The sequence below is a fragment of the Paenibacillus sp. 10L310 genome (genome assembly GCF_056395745.1).
The window spans coordinates 51,513-69,077 of sequence record NZ_JBFTKC010000023.1 but is presented as its reverse complement, the minus strand read 5'-3'; the positions used below and the strand labels follow the sequence as shown (position 1 = coordinate 69,077).

At 46.9% G+C, this 17,565-nt stretch carries 13 protein-coding genes; 12 read left to right on the top strand and 1 reads right to left on the bottom strand.

Going from position 1 to position 17,565, the window contains the following annotated elements:
* From AC1DE7_RS28275 to AC1DE7_RS28250, 6 genes are all read left to right on the top strand, one after another.
* On the top strand, positions 1-456 hold a 456-nt coding region (locus AC1DE7_RS28275; RefSeq protein WP_477535655.1), incomplete at its 5' end, for a hypothetical protein.
* A gap of 83 nt (positions 457-539) precedes the next feature.
* The gene (locus AC1DE7_RS28270) at positions 540-803 is read left to right on the top strand and encodes a hypothetical protein (protein ID WP_477535654.1); all 264 of its coding nucleotides are present in this window, start codon (positions 540-542) and stop codon (positions 801-803) included.
* A gap of 468 nt (positions 804-1,271) precedes the next feature.
* Positions 1,272-1,835, top strand: a complete 564-nt coding sequence (gene hpf / locus AC1DE7_RS28265) for a ribosome hibernation-promoting factor, HPF/YfiA family (protein WP_036667734.1) — start codon at positions 1,272-1,274, stop codon at positions 1,833-1,835.
* A gap of 982 nt (positions 1,836-2,817) precedes the next feature.
* Positions 2,818-5,322: a preprotein translocase subunit SecA gene (gene secA / locus AC1DE7_RS28260; RefSeq protein WP_036667733.1), complete on the top strand. Its 2,505-nt coding sequence runs from the start codon at positions 2,818-2,820 to the stop codon at positions 5,320-5,322.
* Between the two features lie 242 nt (positions 5,323-5,564).
* A protein-coding gene (gene prfB / locus AC1DE7_RS28255) for a peptide chain release factor 2 (protein WP_101313559.1) occupies positions 5,565-6,678 on the top strand; the annotation gives its coding sequence in 2 pieces (ribosomal slippage) (positions 5,565-5,636 and positions 5,638-6,678; 1,113 coding nt in all).
* Positions 6,679-6,810: 132 nt separating this feature from the next.
* Positions 6,811-7,719 carry a YitT family protein gene (locus AC1DE7_RS28250; RefSeq protein ID WP_169479738.1) on the top strand — a complete coding sequence of 303 codons (909 nt, stop codon included), beginning with the start codon at positions 6,811-6,813 and terminating at the stop codon, positions 7,717-7,719.
* 134 nt (positions 7,720-7,853) lie between these two features.
* Here the strand turns inward: AC1DE7_RS28250 and cls are convergent, their stop codons facing one another.
* Positions 7,854-9,302: a cardiolipin synthase gene (gene cls, locus AC1DE7_RS28245; protein WP_477535653.1), complete on the bottom strand. Its 1,449-nt coding sequence runs from the start codon at positions 9,300-9,302 to the stop codon at positions 7,854-7,856.
* A gap of 330 nt (positions 9,303-9,632) precedes the next feature.
* Between cls and argC the strand changes: the two genes are divergently transcribed.
* The 6 genes from argC to AC1DE7_RS28215 all read left to right on the top strand — a co-directional run bounded on the left by argC (position 9,633) and on the right by AC1DE7_RS28215 (position 17,478).
* Positions 9,633-10,682 (top strand): N-acetyl-gamma-glutamyl-phosphate reductase, encoded by a 1,050-nt coding sequence (gene argC, locus AC1DE7_RS28240; RefSeq protein ID WP_036612448.1) that lies wholly within the window; start codon positions 9,633-9,635, stop codon positions 10,680-10,682.
* Positions 10,683-10,812: 130 nt separating this feature from the next.
* Positions 10,813-12,051, top strand: a complete 1,239-nt coding sequence (gene argJ / locus AC1DE7_RS28235) for a bifunctional glutamate N-acetyltransferase/amino-acid acetyltransferase ArgJ (protein WP_315371326.1) — start codon at positions 10,813-10,815, stop codon at positions 12,049-12,051.
* Positions 12,052-12,387: 336 nt separating this feature from the next.
* Positions 12,388-13,227: an acetylglutamate kinase gene (gene argB, locus AC1DE7_RS28230; RefSeq protein ID WP_127551507.1), complete on the top strand. Its 840-nt coding sequence runs from the start codon at positions 12,388-12,390 to the stop codon at positions 13,225-13,227.
* A 272-nt stretch (positions 13,228-13,499) separates the two neighbouring features.
* The gene (locus AC1DE7_RS28225) at positions 13,500-14,753 is read left to right on the top strand and encodes an acetylornithine transaminase (RefSeq protein WP_477535652.1); all 1,254 of its coding nucleotides are present in this window, start codon (positions 13,500-13,502) and stop codon (positions 14,751-14,753) included.
* A gap of 199 nt (positions 14,754-14,952) precedes the next feature.
* Entirely contained in the window at positions 14,953-15,918 is a 966-nt protein-coding gene (gene argF / locus AC1DE7_RS28220; RefSeq protein WP_477535651.1) for an ornithine carbamoyltransferase, read from the top strand.
* 324 nt (positions 15,919-16,242) lie between these two features.
* Complete coding sequence (locus AC1DE7_RS28215) at positions 16,243-17,478, top strand: argininosuccinate synthase (RefSeq protein ID WP_477535650.1); 1,236 nt, start codon at positions 16,243-16,245, stop codon at positions 17,476-17,478.
* Positions 17,479-17,565: the final 87 nt, after the last annotated feature.

The window sequence follows — 17,565 nt, the reverse complement described above, 5'->3', positions numbered from 1 at the left end:
TGGACAGCAGTGACAGGAACTGAAATCACGGAATTGGTTGCAGGAACCTATGAAGTACGTTATGCGGCTAAAACAGGTCACAATGCAGGAAGCGTGGAGGAAGTAACAGTGGCAGCTTATGTGGCACCTGATACTACAGTAACTAAGATGCAGGAGAACAGTGATCTGAATACYGGAGCGGTAAGCTTCAACTGGAGTTCTATTAACGGCATAGGTAGTAARGACAAGCTAGAAAACACGAATGGAAGTAGCTACAATTACTATTCAGATGGTGCGTATATAGCGTTGCAACTGACAGATGCTGAAGGGAATGTACTCCCGTTCAATGATGTATTAAGCGAGATTACATTACAAACGAACGATGGCACTGTGGATACGATTCCGGATAGCAACCGCGAAAAGGCTGACTTCGGGATCGAAGGATTTGAGCAATATAAAACTGTAGCGCAGTGGTAGGGACGTATACAATTACAATCTTTACGGCTCAACAAGGCACTGAATTTAAGTCCCAGGGAGAAGCCTTGAAGTATACAGTAGAAGTGAAGAATCAAGATCAAAAAGCTCCAGAAGGATTGAATTCCACAGCGGTAACGGCAACAGGAAATGACGGTACAATCACAGGAGTAACCGATGAAATGGAATACCGCTTGCAAGGTGCGAGTGACTGGACAAAGGTAACAGCAGAGAGTACGACTATCACAGGTTTGGCGTCAGGAACGTATGAAGTGCGTTATGCGGCTAAAACAGGTCACAATGCAGGAAGCGTGGAGGAAGTAACAGTGGCAGCTTACGTGGCTGAATGAATATAGTTTAATTATAGAAGACGGTTAAAATAGTAACTTCAAACCCATGAAAGAGGAATAGGGAAGATCCTTTTTTATGGGTTTTTGAATTATAAGTTTGATTCTAATGGGAATGAGTAAGTAGGGAAGTTTTCAAGTTCTCAGGTATACCTGCAGTATGTCAGGTCCAAGTTAAAATAAGTAGTGATTATTAATAGTGAAGGAAGATTCGGGAATTTATTTTAAATTTCACATCATAGATTGAACCCGCTCAGAAATGGTTAATTACATCATTCAAGCGCCTGAGAAGACAACCAATGTGATTTCTTGATTATGGCTCAAAATGGCGAAATATCACGAAATATGGCGGTAATTCGATATTGGCAGATGTGGCTTGAACAGATGTCATTATTCGGTCACCGGGAGTTTTTACATGGCGCTTACATTCGTGTTATAATGAAGTGGCAAAGGAAAAAGGAGGAGTGCCCTATGAATTTAAGTATTCGAGGTCAACAAATCGAGGTTACTGATGCTTTGAAGGATTATGTCGACAAAAAGTTGAGTAGACTCGAGAAGTATTTCGATGCACCCCTTAACTCTGACGGTGCTGTTACATTGAGCACGACGAGAGGTTTGCATACGGTAGAGGTGACGATCCCTTTGAAAGGCATTGTGCTCCGCGCCGAGGATGAGAGCGACGATATGTACGCATCCATTGACTCCGTGGTGGACAAGCTGGAACGTCAGATCCGCAAACACAAAACAAAAATTAACCGTAAGTTCCGCCAGGAAGGTAGCCTGAAAACACTCTTCGTTGAAGATCCAACAGGTACTGTAGCTACTGCTGAACTGGATACGGATACGGATGACGATGATTTTGAAGTCGTACGGACGAAACGCTTTATGTTGAAACCAATGGACGTGGAAGAGGCCATCCTCCAAATGAACATGGTTGGTCACAATTTCTTCGTATTCTCCAACATTGACAGTGAAGAAGTTAGCGTTGTTTACAAACGGAACGATGGTAAGTACGGATTGATCGAACAAGGTTAATATTAACGTACAGGATCATCGGAACGGACATGCGTATGAATATCTAATAATAATGAAGACAGGGACTGTAGTTTCCTGGATTGGACTTAACAAGAGCTTCCATCCCTTAGGGGATGGGGCTCTTTTGTGCGTAGAGAAGCTGGGAAATCACCTTTGGAAATAAAATGGTGAAACTATTCCCCATGCTGTTGCGTCTAATAGATAGTAAGAATAATTATAATTGGTACAAGTTTATCACCAGATTCCGATGCTTACGAAAATATTCGTATACCTACATTCGAGAACTGGATATTGAGATTTCCATCCAAATTTACCATCAAAATTCGTTGACAGAGCTGTCTATCCTGCAAAACGAAACATGACAATCGGACGCTTCCGCTAACGACTATGATTTTTTGCACTTAAACTCGGTTTGATATGTCTCAGAAGTTCAAAGAAGTGTGCCGTGGCGTGTTGCGGCGGCTCTTACAAACTGTTACAATTTATGCAAAGAGAATCATTGTCCTGATGAGGAATTGTCAACGAATGATCGCTAATCATAATCAATGACAGGCACAGCACCATGAACATGATTCGCAAGGCTCGGGCTTCGGCTACTTTTTAATAACCGAATCCGTTTGAATACCGAATCAGCTTCATGAGGAACCCTTGGCAAGCCTGGAGTTGATTCATCATATTACTTATTAGCATATGATTTGAATTTGATTTTTACACGGATGACGAAGAGGGCGGAAATGATCTGTAGAAGCGAAGCGTTCGCCTTTATCCCCGGATTTCCCCCTCTGAGAAGAGAGTTTAAAAGAAATCAGGGGATAACAGCGATCGAAAGGACATTCTGGCAACTGAGTTGACGAAGTGTAACCTTCATTAAGCTCAAATCATATTGTTTGTCACCCCCGGGCAAGTGGATGCAACATCCATCCGATGGTGTCGCGTGGCGGCAACAGGGGGTCTATTCTGTTTTGCACGAAAGGGGTATACCATGCTAGGACTTGTCAAAAAGATCTTCGGCGACATGAATGAACGTGATGTTAAACGTCTGATGAAGACGGTCGATGTGATCAATAAACTGGAACCACAATTTCAGGCGTTGTCTGATGAACAACTGAAAGGTAAAACGGACGAATACCGTGCTCGTATTGAAAAGGGAGAAACAACAGATGAGCTTCTTCCAGAGGCATTTGCAACTGTACGTGAGGCATCACGTCGTGTACTGGGCAAACGTCACTACGATGTACAGATGCTGGGCGGTATCGCTCTGCATGAAGGCCGTATTTCCGAGATGAAAACGGGTGAAGGTAAAACGCTGGTAGGAACACTTCCGGTATATCTGAACGCGTTAATGTCCAAAGGTGTACACGTGGTCACGGTCAATGACTACTTGGCACAACGGGATAGCCAGGAAATGGGACAAATCTATGAGTTCATGGGCATGACGGTTGGGGTTAACCTCAGCGGTATGGACCATGCGTTGAAACAACATGCATATGCATGTGATATTACGTACGGAACGAACAATGAGTTTGGTTTTGACTATCTGCGTGACAACATGGTGCTTTACAAAGAGCAAATGGTACAACGTCCATTGTTCTTCTGTATCATTGATGAAGTAGACTCCATCTTGGTCGATGAGGCGCGTACGCCACTCATTATCTCTGGACAAGCTCAGAAGTCGACGGATATGTACTATGCAGCAGATCGTTTTGTGAAACGTTTGGTGCCGGAAGAAGACTTTACGGTAGACATTAAGGTGAAATCCGTAGCGTTGACTGAGGCGGGCGTGGCAAAAGCAGAGAAAGCATTTGGTATCGAGAACTTGTATGATCATGCCAATGTAACTCTCAACCATCACATTGTACAGGGCTTGAAAGCTAATGCAATCATGCGTCGTGACGTGGATTATGTGGTCAGTGATGAGGAAGTCATGATCGTCGATGAATTCACAGGTCGTCTGATGTCTGGACGTCGTTACAGTGATGGATTGCACCAGGCGATTGAAGCCAAAGAAGGCATTGAAGTACAAAATGAGAGCATGACGCTTGCTACGATTACCTTCCAGAACTATTTCCGGATGTACCGTAAACTTGCGGGTATGACGGGTACAGCGAAAACCGAGGAAGAAGAGTTCAAAAAAATCTACGGTCTCGAAGTACTGCAAATTCCAACCAACCGTCCGAATAAACGCGATGACATGGCAGATGTCGTGTATAAGAGCATCGATGGCAAGTTCAATGCCGTTGTAGAAGAGATCGTGGCACGCCACAGTAAGAATCAACCGATTCTGGTAGGTACAGTGTCCATTGAGAACTCTGAACGCCTGTCTGACATGCTTAAACGCCGTGGTGTCAAACACCAGGTACTGAACGCCAAGTACCACGCGGAAGAAGCAGAGATCATCTCAGGAGCTGGTCAAGCGGGTGCAGTAACGATTGCAACCAACATGGCAGGACGGGGTACAGATATTATCTTGGGTGATGGTGTAGCTGAAGTAGGCGGCCTTCATATCATCGGTACAGAGCGTCACGAATCACGCCGGATTGATAATCAGCTACGTGGCCGTGCGGGACGTCAAGGTGACCCGGGTTCAACACAATTCTACCTGTCACTGGGTGATGAATTGATGAGACGTTTCGGTGCAGACAATGTATTGAACATGATGGAGCGTCTTGGTTTTGAAGAAGACCAACCGATCGAGAGCCGGATGATTACCCGTGCAGTAGAATCAGCGCAGAAGCGTGTTGAAGGTAACAACTTTGACGTGCGTAAAGTCGTTCTCCAATATGATGATGTAATGAACCAACAACGTGAAATTATATATAAACAGCGTCGCGAGGTACTGGAGTCCGAAAATATCAAACAAATCGTTATGGATATGATCAAGCCTTCCATTGAACGTATCGTTGAAGCACATTGTAGTGACGATATCCCGGAAAACTGGGAGCTTCAGGAAGTTGCTGATTACATGAACAGCAAATTGCTGGACGATGGTTCCATAACTAAAGATGATCTGTGGGGTAAGGAAGCAGAAGAGATCATCGAGTTCCTGTTCACGAAAGTTCAGAACAAGTACAATGCACGTGAAGAGCGAATTGGCGAAGAGATGGTTCGTGAGTTCGAGAAAGTAGTTGTGCTCCGTGCAGTAGACAGCAAGTGGATGGATCATATTGATGCAATGGATCAATTGCGTCAAGGTATCCACCTTCGTGCCTACGGCGGTACAGATCCACTGCGTGAGTACCAGTTCGAAGGCTTCGAGATGTTCCATCAAATGATCGCTTCGATTCAAGAAGAAGTAGCGACTTATGTGATGAGAGCACAGATCGAGAGCAATCAGGAGCGTCAAGCGGTTGTTGAGGAAAGTCAGATCTCGACAAGCGGTGAACCTGCTGAGAAACGTCCAGTGAAGGTTTCTGACCAAATCGGACGTAACGATCCATGCCCGTGCGGTAGTGGCAAGAAGTTCAAACACTGCCACGGTCAAGAGTAGTTAAAGGGTTCATTTATACACGAATGACATGAATGGCTCCTTGCAGCCGGGTATTCCATAGGATGAAGTGAAGGATGCAAAACCGATTAATGGTGCATAGTTATAATAATATGACCATGATCACGGGGAAGAGATATACTGATACAACAGTAGTCTCAACACCAGGGTAACGCATCGGATACTTGATCTGGAGGAATGCCCTGGATGCGGGGAGCTTATCTTAATGAAAAGAGGAATTGCACATGATCGATCCAAACGTGAAGCATGACCTGCGTGAAATAGGCAAGAAACTAACCAACCTTAGGGGGTCTCTTTGACTTAGATCTGAAGCAAGAGATGATCGGCAACTTCGAAGTGAAGATGTCTGCTCCGGATTTTTGGGATGATAGTGACAAGGCGCAATCCGTAATCGCTGAGCTAAATGCGGTTAAGGGATCTGTGGATCAATACACCAAACTCCAACAGGACTACGATGATGCGGTGATGATGGTAGAACTGGCTGACGAGGAAGGCGACGAAGACCTCGCTGCAGAGATCGGTAGAAGCGTCACAGCGATCGTGAGCAAGGTGGCAGAGTTCGAACTTCAGCTGCTCCTGAACCAGCCGTATGATAAGATGGATGCCATTCTAGAGCTTCATCCGGGGGCAGGTGGTACCGAGTCACAGGACTGGGGACAAATGTTACTCCGGATGTACACACGTTGGTCCGAGAAGCGTGGCTTCAAGGTTGAGGTGTTGGATTATCTGCCAGGAGATGAGGCGGGGATCAAGAGCGTCACGCTATCGATCAAGGGGCACAATGCTTATGGTTATCTGAAAGCCGAGAAGGGTGTACACCGACTGGTGCGGATCTCTCCTTTTGACTCATCGGGCCGTAGACATACGTCCTTCGTATCATGTGATGTGGTTCCTGAGATTGATGATACGATTGAATTGGACATTCGAACAGAGGATCTCAAGATTGATACCTACCGTGCGAGTGGCGCTGGTGGACAGCATATCAATACCACCGACTCAGCCGTGCGGATTACCCACCTTCCGACAGGTGTAGTTGTAACGTGTCAGAATGAACGTTCACAGATCAAGAACCGTGAGCGGGCGATGAAGATGCTTCGTTCGAAATTGTATGAGCGTAAAATTGAAGAGCAAAAACAACAGCTGGATGAAATCCGAGGAGATCAGTCGGATATTTCATGGGGTAGCCAGATTCGCTCCTATGTGTTCCATCCCTATAGTATGGTAAAGGATCACCGTACAAGCGTGGAGACAGGAAATACAGGAGCAGTAATGGACGGCGACCTCGATGCATTCATCGATGGTTATTTGCGTAGCCAGATTAAAGTAGAAACCGATTAATATAAGTTCCTGTATGGACCCATACGTGTAGGCGTATGCTGGTGTATACGGGAGCTTTTTTTTGAATAATTTTATAGGATAGAAAAAATGAGCGAACAACTGATCAGTCACTTAAAAGGAGAGCACGAGAACATGCAACAACGATCACAACTTCACAATAACCGCAAAAAGAGGATAACTAGCCTTATTCCACTCAATGGTCCATGGAGAAACGTCGTGGATACGGTATCTATCATTGTAGGTTCGTTTTTAATTGCAGTGGCCTTTAATTTATTTTTATTACCAAATCAGATCGCTTCGGGTGGGGTGTCCGGGTTATCAATTCTGGGCAAGGAATGGCTTAATTGGGAGCCGGCATATACCCAATGGGCAATTAATATCCCACTTTTGATTGCGGGTTTCCTGCTTATTGGTAAGCAGTATGGAATTCGTTCAGTACTGGGCAGCATTGTTCTGCCACTGTTAGTCTATCTCACGAAGGATTGGGCCATTCCAACAACGAATCCGCTACTTGGTTCACTGTATGGTGGGATTGGTGTTGGTTTAGGGATTGGAATTGTATACCGAGGTAGAGGATCAACAGGTGGCATGAGCATTCTTGCCAGAATCGTACAGAAATACAGTGGATTGAGTTACTCGCTGTGTGTAGTCATCATGGATGCTACGGTTATTATTATGGCTGCTTTTGTATTGTCGTTGGAGCAGTCCCTCTATGCGCTGATTGGGTTGTATGTTACTGGTAAAGTGATCGATGCTGTTGAGATGGGGCTGGGCTTTTCAAAGGTGGCTTATATTATCTCCAACCAGACCGAAGCGATTAGCAAAGTGATTCTGGATGACCTGGATCGCGGATTAACGAAGCTGGAGGCCAAAGGCGGTTACACCGATGATCAACGAACGGTACTGATGGTCGTGGTTGGACAGAATGAGGTACCAAGACTTAAAGCGTTGATCCGGTCTGTGGACCCGGGAGCATTTGTCATTATCAGTAACGCGCACGAAGTGCTCGGCGAAGGTTTTAAGCGGGGAGAACATGTGTGAACGGTGTGAAAAATAGCAAGTGAGCCGTGTAGGGCTCATACGTTTGGATGTTCAAGACAAGAAAAAAACAGGCACATCCTTCTCCAAAATGACGGGAGAGGATGTGCCTGTTTTTTTACTATAAATATTGACCGCTACAAAATCGGAGATAGCAGACGGGAAATGGCTTCTTTGAAGCGGATAATGAGACTACGTTTTTGGTATTCATCGAGCGTCATTTCTCGCGATACATGCAGGTCGTGCTCAAAGGTTTGTACAAGTGCTGTCGCAATCGCTTCATCGTACATAAAAGCATTAACCTCAAAGTTCAACCGGAAACTGCGGTAGTCAATATTGGCGGTTCCCACGGATGCAACCAAACTGTCAATGATAAGTGTTTTGGCATGAATGAAGCCATTATCATATATAAATACTTTGGCGCCCACCTTCAACAACTCACCAATATAAGATAACGTAGCCCAATATACAAAGGCGTGGTCGGGTTTATTTGGAATCATAATGCGAACATCAATGCCGGACAGACACGCGAGACGAATAGCTTCGAATACACTGGCATCCGGGATAAAATAAGGCGTTTGAATCAGAATCGAATGTTTGGCCCCATTAATCATCTTAAGATAACTGTTCTTGATATGTTCAGTCTCTGCATCCGGTCCACTGGAGACAATCTGCATGGCAATCTTTCCTGTGCCCTCAATATGAGGGAAATGCGCCGGAACATAAGGTGTGTCGTGTTGCTTGGACGCTTCATTCCAATCTAGGAGAAAACGGGTCTGCAGCGCATGAACGGCATTCCCCTGAATACGCAGATGTGTGTCACGCCAATAACCGAATTTGGAGTTCAAGCCAAGATACTCATCTCCAACGTTAAACCCGCCTGTGTACCCCAGGTTACCATCAATGATGACAATCTTCCGGTGGTTCCGGTAGTTCATACGCAAGTTGATCAGACTGAATTTGGAGGGGAAAAAGACTTCAACCAAACCGCCTGCTTCGCGCAATTCTTTGAAAAAACGTTTGGATACCCGCCGTGATCCGAGCGCGTCATACAGCAAACGAACTTTGATGCCTTCCCGCGCTTTGCGGATGAGTGCATCTCGAATTCTTTTGCCCAGACGGTCGCCTCTATAAATGTAGTATTGTACGTGCACGTGATCCTGAGCCGCTTCGATGTCATCCAAGAGCCGCTGGAATTTATCTGTTCCATCCGTAATGATCTCGACCGCATTATCTTCCGTCACCAGAGCACCGTTCTGCTTCAGGTTCATATAGATCATGTCCTGGCTAGTCTCGGTTGCTTGGTTGCGGAAAGGGGTGCGGTTATCGTGCAACTGCGTGAGCTGGGCTTCAATACGTTCCTCTAGCCCGAGCTTCTTACGTTCCTTCCACTGGAAAAGCCGGTATCGGGTCAGGTTCTGACCGGTTAAAAGATAAAGTAAAAACCCAAACACCGGAATAAAGTTCAAGACGAGCAGCCAAGCCCAGGAAGCACTGGCATCCTTCCGTTCGAAGAAAACGACTGCTGCGGCAAAAATAATATTCAGGCCAAGGAGTACAATAAGTAAAATGGATTCGATATGCACTATAGTCCCCCACGTCTCATAATGACCATCATGAATCTATTCATATGTCCTTGGTAGCAGGTTAGTTATGAATGAGACCCTGATTGTAATGTTTCCTACTAATACGTATTTTAACAGATGTATACCAATTCGTCCCGGATGAGAAAAAAAGATATGTTCGGATTGGATGAAAATCCATGTGAAATTGATGATAGAGTGTTGTATTTATATAACCAGAGTCGTATAATAATACACAAATATGCATATAAGCGACGGAATTGCTGTGTTCAAGTATCCTTCAGGCAAGGACATAGCACAAGTAGCGCATACATCGAGATTGGGGGAGCGAGAGTGAATAACAAATTAAAAGTAGCAATCGTCGGTTCCACCGGCTACGGCGGGGTGGAGCTGATTCGTTTTTTCCAGAACCATCCGCTGGTTGAAATCACATCGGTGATCTCATCATCGAGCAGTGGTGAGTCCATCGCAGATGGATTTCCGCATTTGACGGGCGTGATTCACAGGCCACTCGACGGTGTAGATCCGGCTGAAATTGCGAGTCGTGCGGATCTGGTATTCACAGCGACCCCGTCCGGCGTAAGTGCTAAGCTCGTACCAAGCCTGCTGGCAGCAGGACTTAAGGTGATTGACCTGTCTGGCGATTTCAGACTTAAGGATGGAACAGTGTACGAAGAGTGGTACAAACATCCGGCGCCTCCAGCTGATTTGCTGGAACAAGCGGTATACGGCATGGCTGAGGTGTATGGCGAAGAAGTGAAGGGACAGAATTTTATATCCAACCCAGGTTGTTATCCAACGGCTACACTTCTTGGACTGATCCCTGCAGTAGAGGCAGGCTGGATTGATCCTTCTACTATTATTATTGATGCTAAATCAGGCGTATCCGGTGCAGGACGGGGAACCCATCTGTCGTACCATTATGCAGAGATGAACGAGAATCTCAAAGCCTATAAACTGAATAAACATCAACATATTCCCGAGATCGAACAAGTGCTTGGCAATATAACGGGAACGCCTGTTACAGTTACCTTCACAACACATCTGGTGCCAATGACACGTGGAATTATGAGTACGATGTATGCAAACCTCGTTGGGGAACACAGCGACCGGGAGATCGTGGATTTGTACCGCAAATATTATGAGAACCGACCTTTCGTACGTGTACGTGAACCGGGCATCTGGCCTTCTACCAAAGAAGTGTACGGATCCAACTATTGTGATATCGGATTTGCGGTGGATCCTCGCACAGGGCGTTTGACGATTATTTCGGTTATCGACAACCTGGTGAAGGGTGCTTCCGGGCAAGCGATTCAAAATATGAACCTGATGATGGGATGGGAGGAGAACCTCGGGCTGAACATGACACCAGTATATCCATAAGGGATTGGAATTCAGGAGGAGCACTGGGACATTCGGTGTAAGAGTGCTCTCTCAGAGTCTTCTAGGGAGAACGGATTAGGTTAAGCAGGCGATCATCAGCATATAGCTGAACGCATACGGGGGATATGATATGGGAACGAATGTGGAGCAACAGACTTTTACCGTGGTTGAGAACGGAACAATTGTAACCCCTGGGGGATTCACTGCTGGTGGACTTCACTGCGGATTGAAAAAGACATCTCGTAATGACATCGGAGCGATCCGCTGTGATGTACCGGCTACAGCTGCTGCTGTATACACAACGAACGTGTTTCAGGCGGCACCACTCAAAGTAACGCGCGAAAGCTTGAGCAACGGACGCCTTCAGGCTGTTATCGTTAACAGTGGTAATGCTAATGCATGCACAGGGCAACAAGGGGAAGAAGATGCTTATGCGATGCGTTCGGCTGCTGCGCGTGAGTTGGGTGTGGCAGAAGAGGACGTGGCTGTGGCATCCACAGGAGTCATTGGGGAATTGCTCAAAATGGATGCTGTACATTCAGGCATCACCGGACTTCCAGCGCATATGGGCAAGGAATCGAATGAGGCGGAGCAATTTTCACAAGCGATTCTGACAACGGATTTGGTAAAAAAGGAAGCTTGCGTCTCCGTTATAGTTAACGGTAAGACGGTTACGATTGCGGGAGCCGCCAAAGGCTCGGGTATGATTCATCCGAATATGGCGACAATGCTCGCTTTCATGACCTCTGACGCGGTCATTGGTGCAGAAGCGTTGCAACGCTTGCTGCGCCAGGCAACCAATCATACATTTAACATGATTACCGTTGATGGGGATACAAGTACAAACGACATGCTGGTAGCTATGTCCAGTGGTTATGCAGGCAATGAAGAGCTGACCACAGAGCATCCAGATTGGGACGCTTTTGCAGCCGGCTTCACCTATGTTTGCCAAGTGCTAGCCAAAGCCATTGCTCGCGATGGTGAAGGAGCAACCAAACTGGTTGAGGTAGAAGTTACAGGAGCAGTAAGTGATGAGTCCGCGCAAGCAATCGCGAAAACTGTCATCGGGTCCAGTCTGGTGAAATCCGCCATGTTTGGCGCAGACGCCAACTGGGGACGGATTATTGCAGCCGTAGGGCGTGCAGGACAGCCGGTGAACCCGGATACCGTAGATATCCGTTTGGGAGATATCTCGGTACTTGCGCAGTCCCGCCCAGTCGTGTTTGACGAAGAAGCGGCATTGGCCTATTTGCAGACTGATACAGTTCGCATCGTGGTGGATCTGCACCACGGCGAAGGAACAGCAACAGCCTGGGGCTGTGACCTGACGTATGACTACGTCCGAATTAACGCAGCATACCGCACGTAATAAACCTTTGGGGTAAAGGTTTTGCGAAACAGCTGTCTTCTATTGTGAAGCTGTTTCGTGAGATGTTTCAAAAATTATCAATGAAATTTAAACTTGTTGTTTGGTGTTGGACATATAGCGATAGTAATGGAGAAGACGGAATTGATTCTGCAGAAGCGGAGCGGTCGCCTTTGTCTCCGGGTGTTCCCCTATATAGGGATAATTCAAGAAACCTGGAGACAACAGCGATCGAAAGAACAATCCGAATTCGGAATGGACTCCTACCAGCCTTTATGACCTTATAAAAGTGTTATATTTTTTTGAATATAATTTTTACTATGATAGGAGCTTGCCCTCATGAATTCAACAATGCCAAACGAGAGTACCGCAACGGAAGCGAGCACAGAGAAACAGATGTTTGTCATGAAATGTGGAGGCAGCACGCTGGCAGCATTGCCCGAGTCTTTCTTTGCGGATCTGCGTGATTTGCAGTCTCAGGGCACACAGCCGGTAATCGTGCATGGTGGAGGTCCTGCGATCTCGGATAACCTGGCGAAGCTTGGTATCGAAACCGAATTCGTTAATGGTCTGCGCAAAACGACTGAACCTGTGCTGGACGTAGTGGAGATGGTGCTTGCGGGCAGTATCAACAAACAGATCGTGCGCCTGATTCAGCGTGTGGGCGGTCGTGCACTAGGCTTGTCCGGCGTGGACGGGGGTCTCATTCAGGCGAAGCCCGTATCGAACCACGCAGAGATCGGTTGGGTAGGCGATGTCACTGGTGTGAACGCAGAGATTATCCAAGGTATCGTGAACATGGGATACATGCCGGTTATCGCACCGGTTGGCGTAGATGCAACTGGACAACGCTACAACATTAACGCAGATACAGCTGCGGGTGCAGTGGCATCTCATCTCGGCGTAAGCCGGATGATTGTCGTGACAGACGTTCCTGGCATCATGAAGAACGTAGGCGGCGAGAAAAAAGTACTGCCATCCGTATCTGTACAAGAGATTGAGGACATGATCCAGACCGGAGAAATCTATGGCGGCATGATTCCCAAAGTGCGTGCAGCTATCGCTTGTATTCATGGTCAAGTACGTGAGGTCGTCATCGTAGACGGCAGCGAACCCCAAATCCTGAGCCGAGTGCTCGGCGGAGAGATCATCGGAACTAGAATCATCCGTATGCAATAAGGTTCATTTGGGTTCTTATACAAGATAAAAAATATGTGCATGGCTTTTTTTATGTGAAAATTGAACATTACACAATAACGTAGAGGACAGAAATAACCTGAAGAAGCGAAGCGTGCGCCTTTATCCTCGGATTTTCCCCATTAAGGGGCAATCAAAAAAATCCGGGGATAACAGCGATCGGAAGGTTGTTCTGTCATCGAAGTGACAAGTGTAAAGTTAAGGTATTCTCATAATTAGTGTCGTTGCACCAACAAATAAGGAGTGATAGGGTCATGGCAAAAGGCAACGAACAGTCAGGTTCTGGCACAGCGGTAGCGGGCGCAACATCAACAGGTGCAGCGGCACAGACGGAAAGCTCGCTTTTCCAAACGTATGCACGTTATCCAATCAGTCTGGTCAAAGGTAAAGGCAGCTGGTTATGGGACGATCAGGGGAACCGCTATCTCGATTTCATGTGCGGACTCGCTGTAACTAGCCTGGGCCATGCACCGGAGAAAGTTGGAGCCAAGCTGAAAGCTCAGATTGATGAGCTGTGGCATGTATCCAACCTGTTCCAGATTCCAGGCCAGGAGAAAGCAGCAGCATTGCTGACAGCCAATACATGTGCTGACGCAGTGTTTTTCTGTAACAGTGGTGCCGAAGCGAACGAAGCAGCTATTAAAGTAGCACGTCGTTATCACCAAAAGGTGAAGGGTACAGATCGCTATGAAGTGATCACATTTGCCCAGTCCTTCCATGGACGGACACTCGCAACGCTGACAGCAACCGGACAGGATAAGGTGAAAGAAGGATTTTTGCCATTGCCAGCCGGATTTGTAACTGTACCTTTGCATGATATCCCTGCACTTGAAGCGGCAATTGGACCCAACACAGCAGCTATTATGCTGGAAATGGTTCAGGCCGAGGGTGGTGTATATCCGGTTGAACCGGAATTCGTCAAACATGTACGGAAATTGTGTGACGAGAATGGATTGTTGCTCATTGTTGATGAAGTTCAAACGGGAATGGGACGTACGGGTAAATTGTTTGCGCACGAACATTATGGCATTGAGCCAGACGTGTTCACCGTTGCCAAAGGTATCGGCAGTGGTTTCCCTGTAGGCGCGATGTTGGGTAAAGGTTTCCTGCGGGATGCGTTCACGCCAGGTAGCCATGCGACGACATTTGGTGGAACACCACTTGCTTCATCCGTTGTGATAGCAACAATCGAAACAATGCTGGAAGATCGCTTGCCAGAGCGTGCAGCGGAGATGGGTGAATACCTGATGAGCTCCCTGCGGAATCGTTTGGCGGGTAATTCCTTTGTAAAAGAAGTTCGTGGTTTAGGATTGTTAGTCGGTATTGAATGTGCTGAGCCGGTAGGTGATATTGTGCTTGCTGGGCAAAAACGCGGGATTTTGTTTGTCTCTGCAGGACCCAATGTGATCCGTTTGCTTCCGAACCTGTATGTGAGCAAAGAAGAGATCGACGAGGCGGTATCGCTGGTAGCCACATTGATCGAAGAGCACGTAGCGGCGAAAGCCTAACATAAAAATGAGAACCTTTCTGTCTCGGGGCCATTACCGGCCTCGAAGCAGAACGAGATGATGAATCCCTGTAGCCGCGCGGTGAACTTGCAGAAGGCGGAAAAGAATAAACTTGAGAAGCACCAAGACAAAGTGTCAATGTTGCTCTCTCTTCTGCCCATGCGGGTGCAGGGAACCGGAAATAAGGAGGACATTATACATGACAACACAACAGACGGAAAAGATTCAGAAGATTGATCTGAGAGGCCGGGATTTTATCGAATTCACGGACTACACAGCAGAGGAGATTCGTTATCTGCTTGATCTCGCGATTGAGATTAAAGGTAAGCAAAAAAACGGTGTACCTTTTCAACCGTTGAAAGGCAAAACGATCGGACTTATTTTTGAAAAATCATCCACACGTACGCGTGTATCCTTTGAAGTGGGTATGTTCCAATTGGGCGGACACGCGCTCTTCCTGAGCAAAAATGATATTCAGCTGGGTCGCGGGGAAACAACACATGATACAGCCAAAGTATTGTCCCGTTACCTGGACGGCATCATGATCCGTACCTTTGGACACCATAATGTAACTGAACTGGCAGAGCATGCGGATGTTCCGGTTATTAACGGCCTGAGCGATGCAGCGCATCCTTGTCAGGTACTGGCAGACTTCCAAACGGTGCTGGAGCACAAAGGCAAGCTCGCAGGTCTGAAAATGGCCTACATCGGAGATGGCAACAATATGGCACACTCCCTGATGCTCGGTGCAGCGAAGATGGGTATGCATGTTGCTGTAGCAACGCCAGAAGGTTATGAGCCGGATAGCGCAGTTGTGGAGCAGGCGCGCATTATCGCACAGGAGAGCGGTTCTGAAGTGACTGTAACGTACAGTGCACAGGAAGCTGCGAAAGATGCAGATATCGTGTACACGGATGTATGGGCTAGCATGGGCTTTGAAGAAGAGCAGAAGATTCGTGAGCAGGCATTTGCGGCATATCAAGTGGACGAGGAACTGATGAAAGGTGCGAAGCCGGACTACATGTTCTTGCACTGTCTGCCAGCACACCGCGGCGAAGAAGTGAGTGCCGGTGTAATTGACGGACCGAACTCCCTGATCTTTGATCAGGCGGAGAATCGCTTGCATGCACAGAAAGCATTAATGGCTGCATTAATGAGCGAATAGATGCTATTTGCCTTTATGGGTTGATTTTAGGCGCAGATTTCGCGATGATAGATTCATCTATAATGTACTTTAAAAAGTTAATTAAACAAGAAGCATACACAAAAACGAAGAGACAGAAAAAGCCTGAAGAAGCGAAGCGGTCGCCTGAAAGCTTTCTGAAAGAAAGCTGCATCGGAAGCATAGGCTATCCCCGGATTTTACCCTTTGTCATAAAGGGATGAAAAAATCTGGAGATAACAGTGATCGGAAGGATTTTCTGGCTCGTAGGATTCAGTGTATGAAGGCTCTGTTTAACTTAACTGATCTTGGGGAGGACCATTGAACATGGCTAAGGAAAAAATTGTACTCGCGTATTCAGGCGGGTTGGACACATCTGTAATTTTGAAATGGTTAAAAGAAACATATGATGCAGAGATTATCGCATTCACAGCGGATATTGGACAAAAGGATGAATTGGACGGTTTGGAGGAAAAAGCACTGGCAACAGGCGCTTCCAAAGTATACATCGACGATCTACGCGATGAATTCGCAAAAGATTTCATCTATCCGATGTTCCAGGCAGGTGCCCTCTATGAAGGACAATACCTGCTTGGCACAAGTATTGCTCGTCCACTGATCGCTAAACGTATGGTGGACATCGCTCGTGCAGAAGGTGCTACAGCCATCGCTCACGGCGCTACAGGTAAAGGAAATGACCAAGTTCGGTTTGAGTTGAACGCGGCTGCACTGACACCAGACATTAACGTAATTGCACCTTGGCGTCTGGAAGAATTCCGTAACCAATTCCCGGGACGTGCCGAGATGATCGCGTACGCTGAGAAACATGGCATTCCGGTAACCGCTTCTACGGCTAAACCATACTCCACAGACCGTAACTTGCTGCATATCAGCTATGAGAGCGGTGTGCTCGAAGATCCTTGGTTCGATCCAAGCGCGGACGAGAACAAAGACATGTTCCTGCTGAGCAGTGCACCTGAAGATGCACCAGATCAAGCGGAATATGTTGAACTGGAATTCGAACAAGGTGACTGTGTTGCACTGAACGGTGAGCGCCTGAGCCCGCTGCAAGTGATGGAACAACTGAACGAGCTGGGTGGCAAACATGGTATTGGCCGTGTAGATATGGTTGAGAACCGTTTTGTTGGTATGAAGAGCCGTGGCGTGTACGAAACACCAGGTGGAACAATCTTGTTCACCGCACATCGCAAAATGGAGTCCATCACGATGGACCGTGAAGTGATGAACCTGCGTGATAGCCTGATCACACGTTACAGCACACTCGTTTACAACGGCTTCTGGTTCGCACCGGAACGTCTGGCGCTGCAAGCACTGGTGACTGAAAGCCAGAAGAACGTTACAGGTACAGTTCGTGTGAAACTGTACAAAGGCAACATCATCGGCGCAGGCGTGAAAAGTCCTGTCAGCCTCTACAATCCGGACATCGCAACGATGGAAGCTGATCCAACGCAAGCCTACGATCAAGGTGATGCAACAGGCTTTATCCGCCTGAATGCACTGCGTTTGAAAGTAAACTCCGGCGTGGAGCAAAACAAAAACTAATTTCAACCTGCATCTATAGAGCTATATCAATATAAATGACAAGACAGGCCGTTCTTGCACATCTGGCAGGAGCGGCTTTGTCCATGA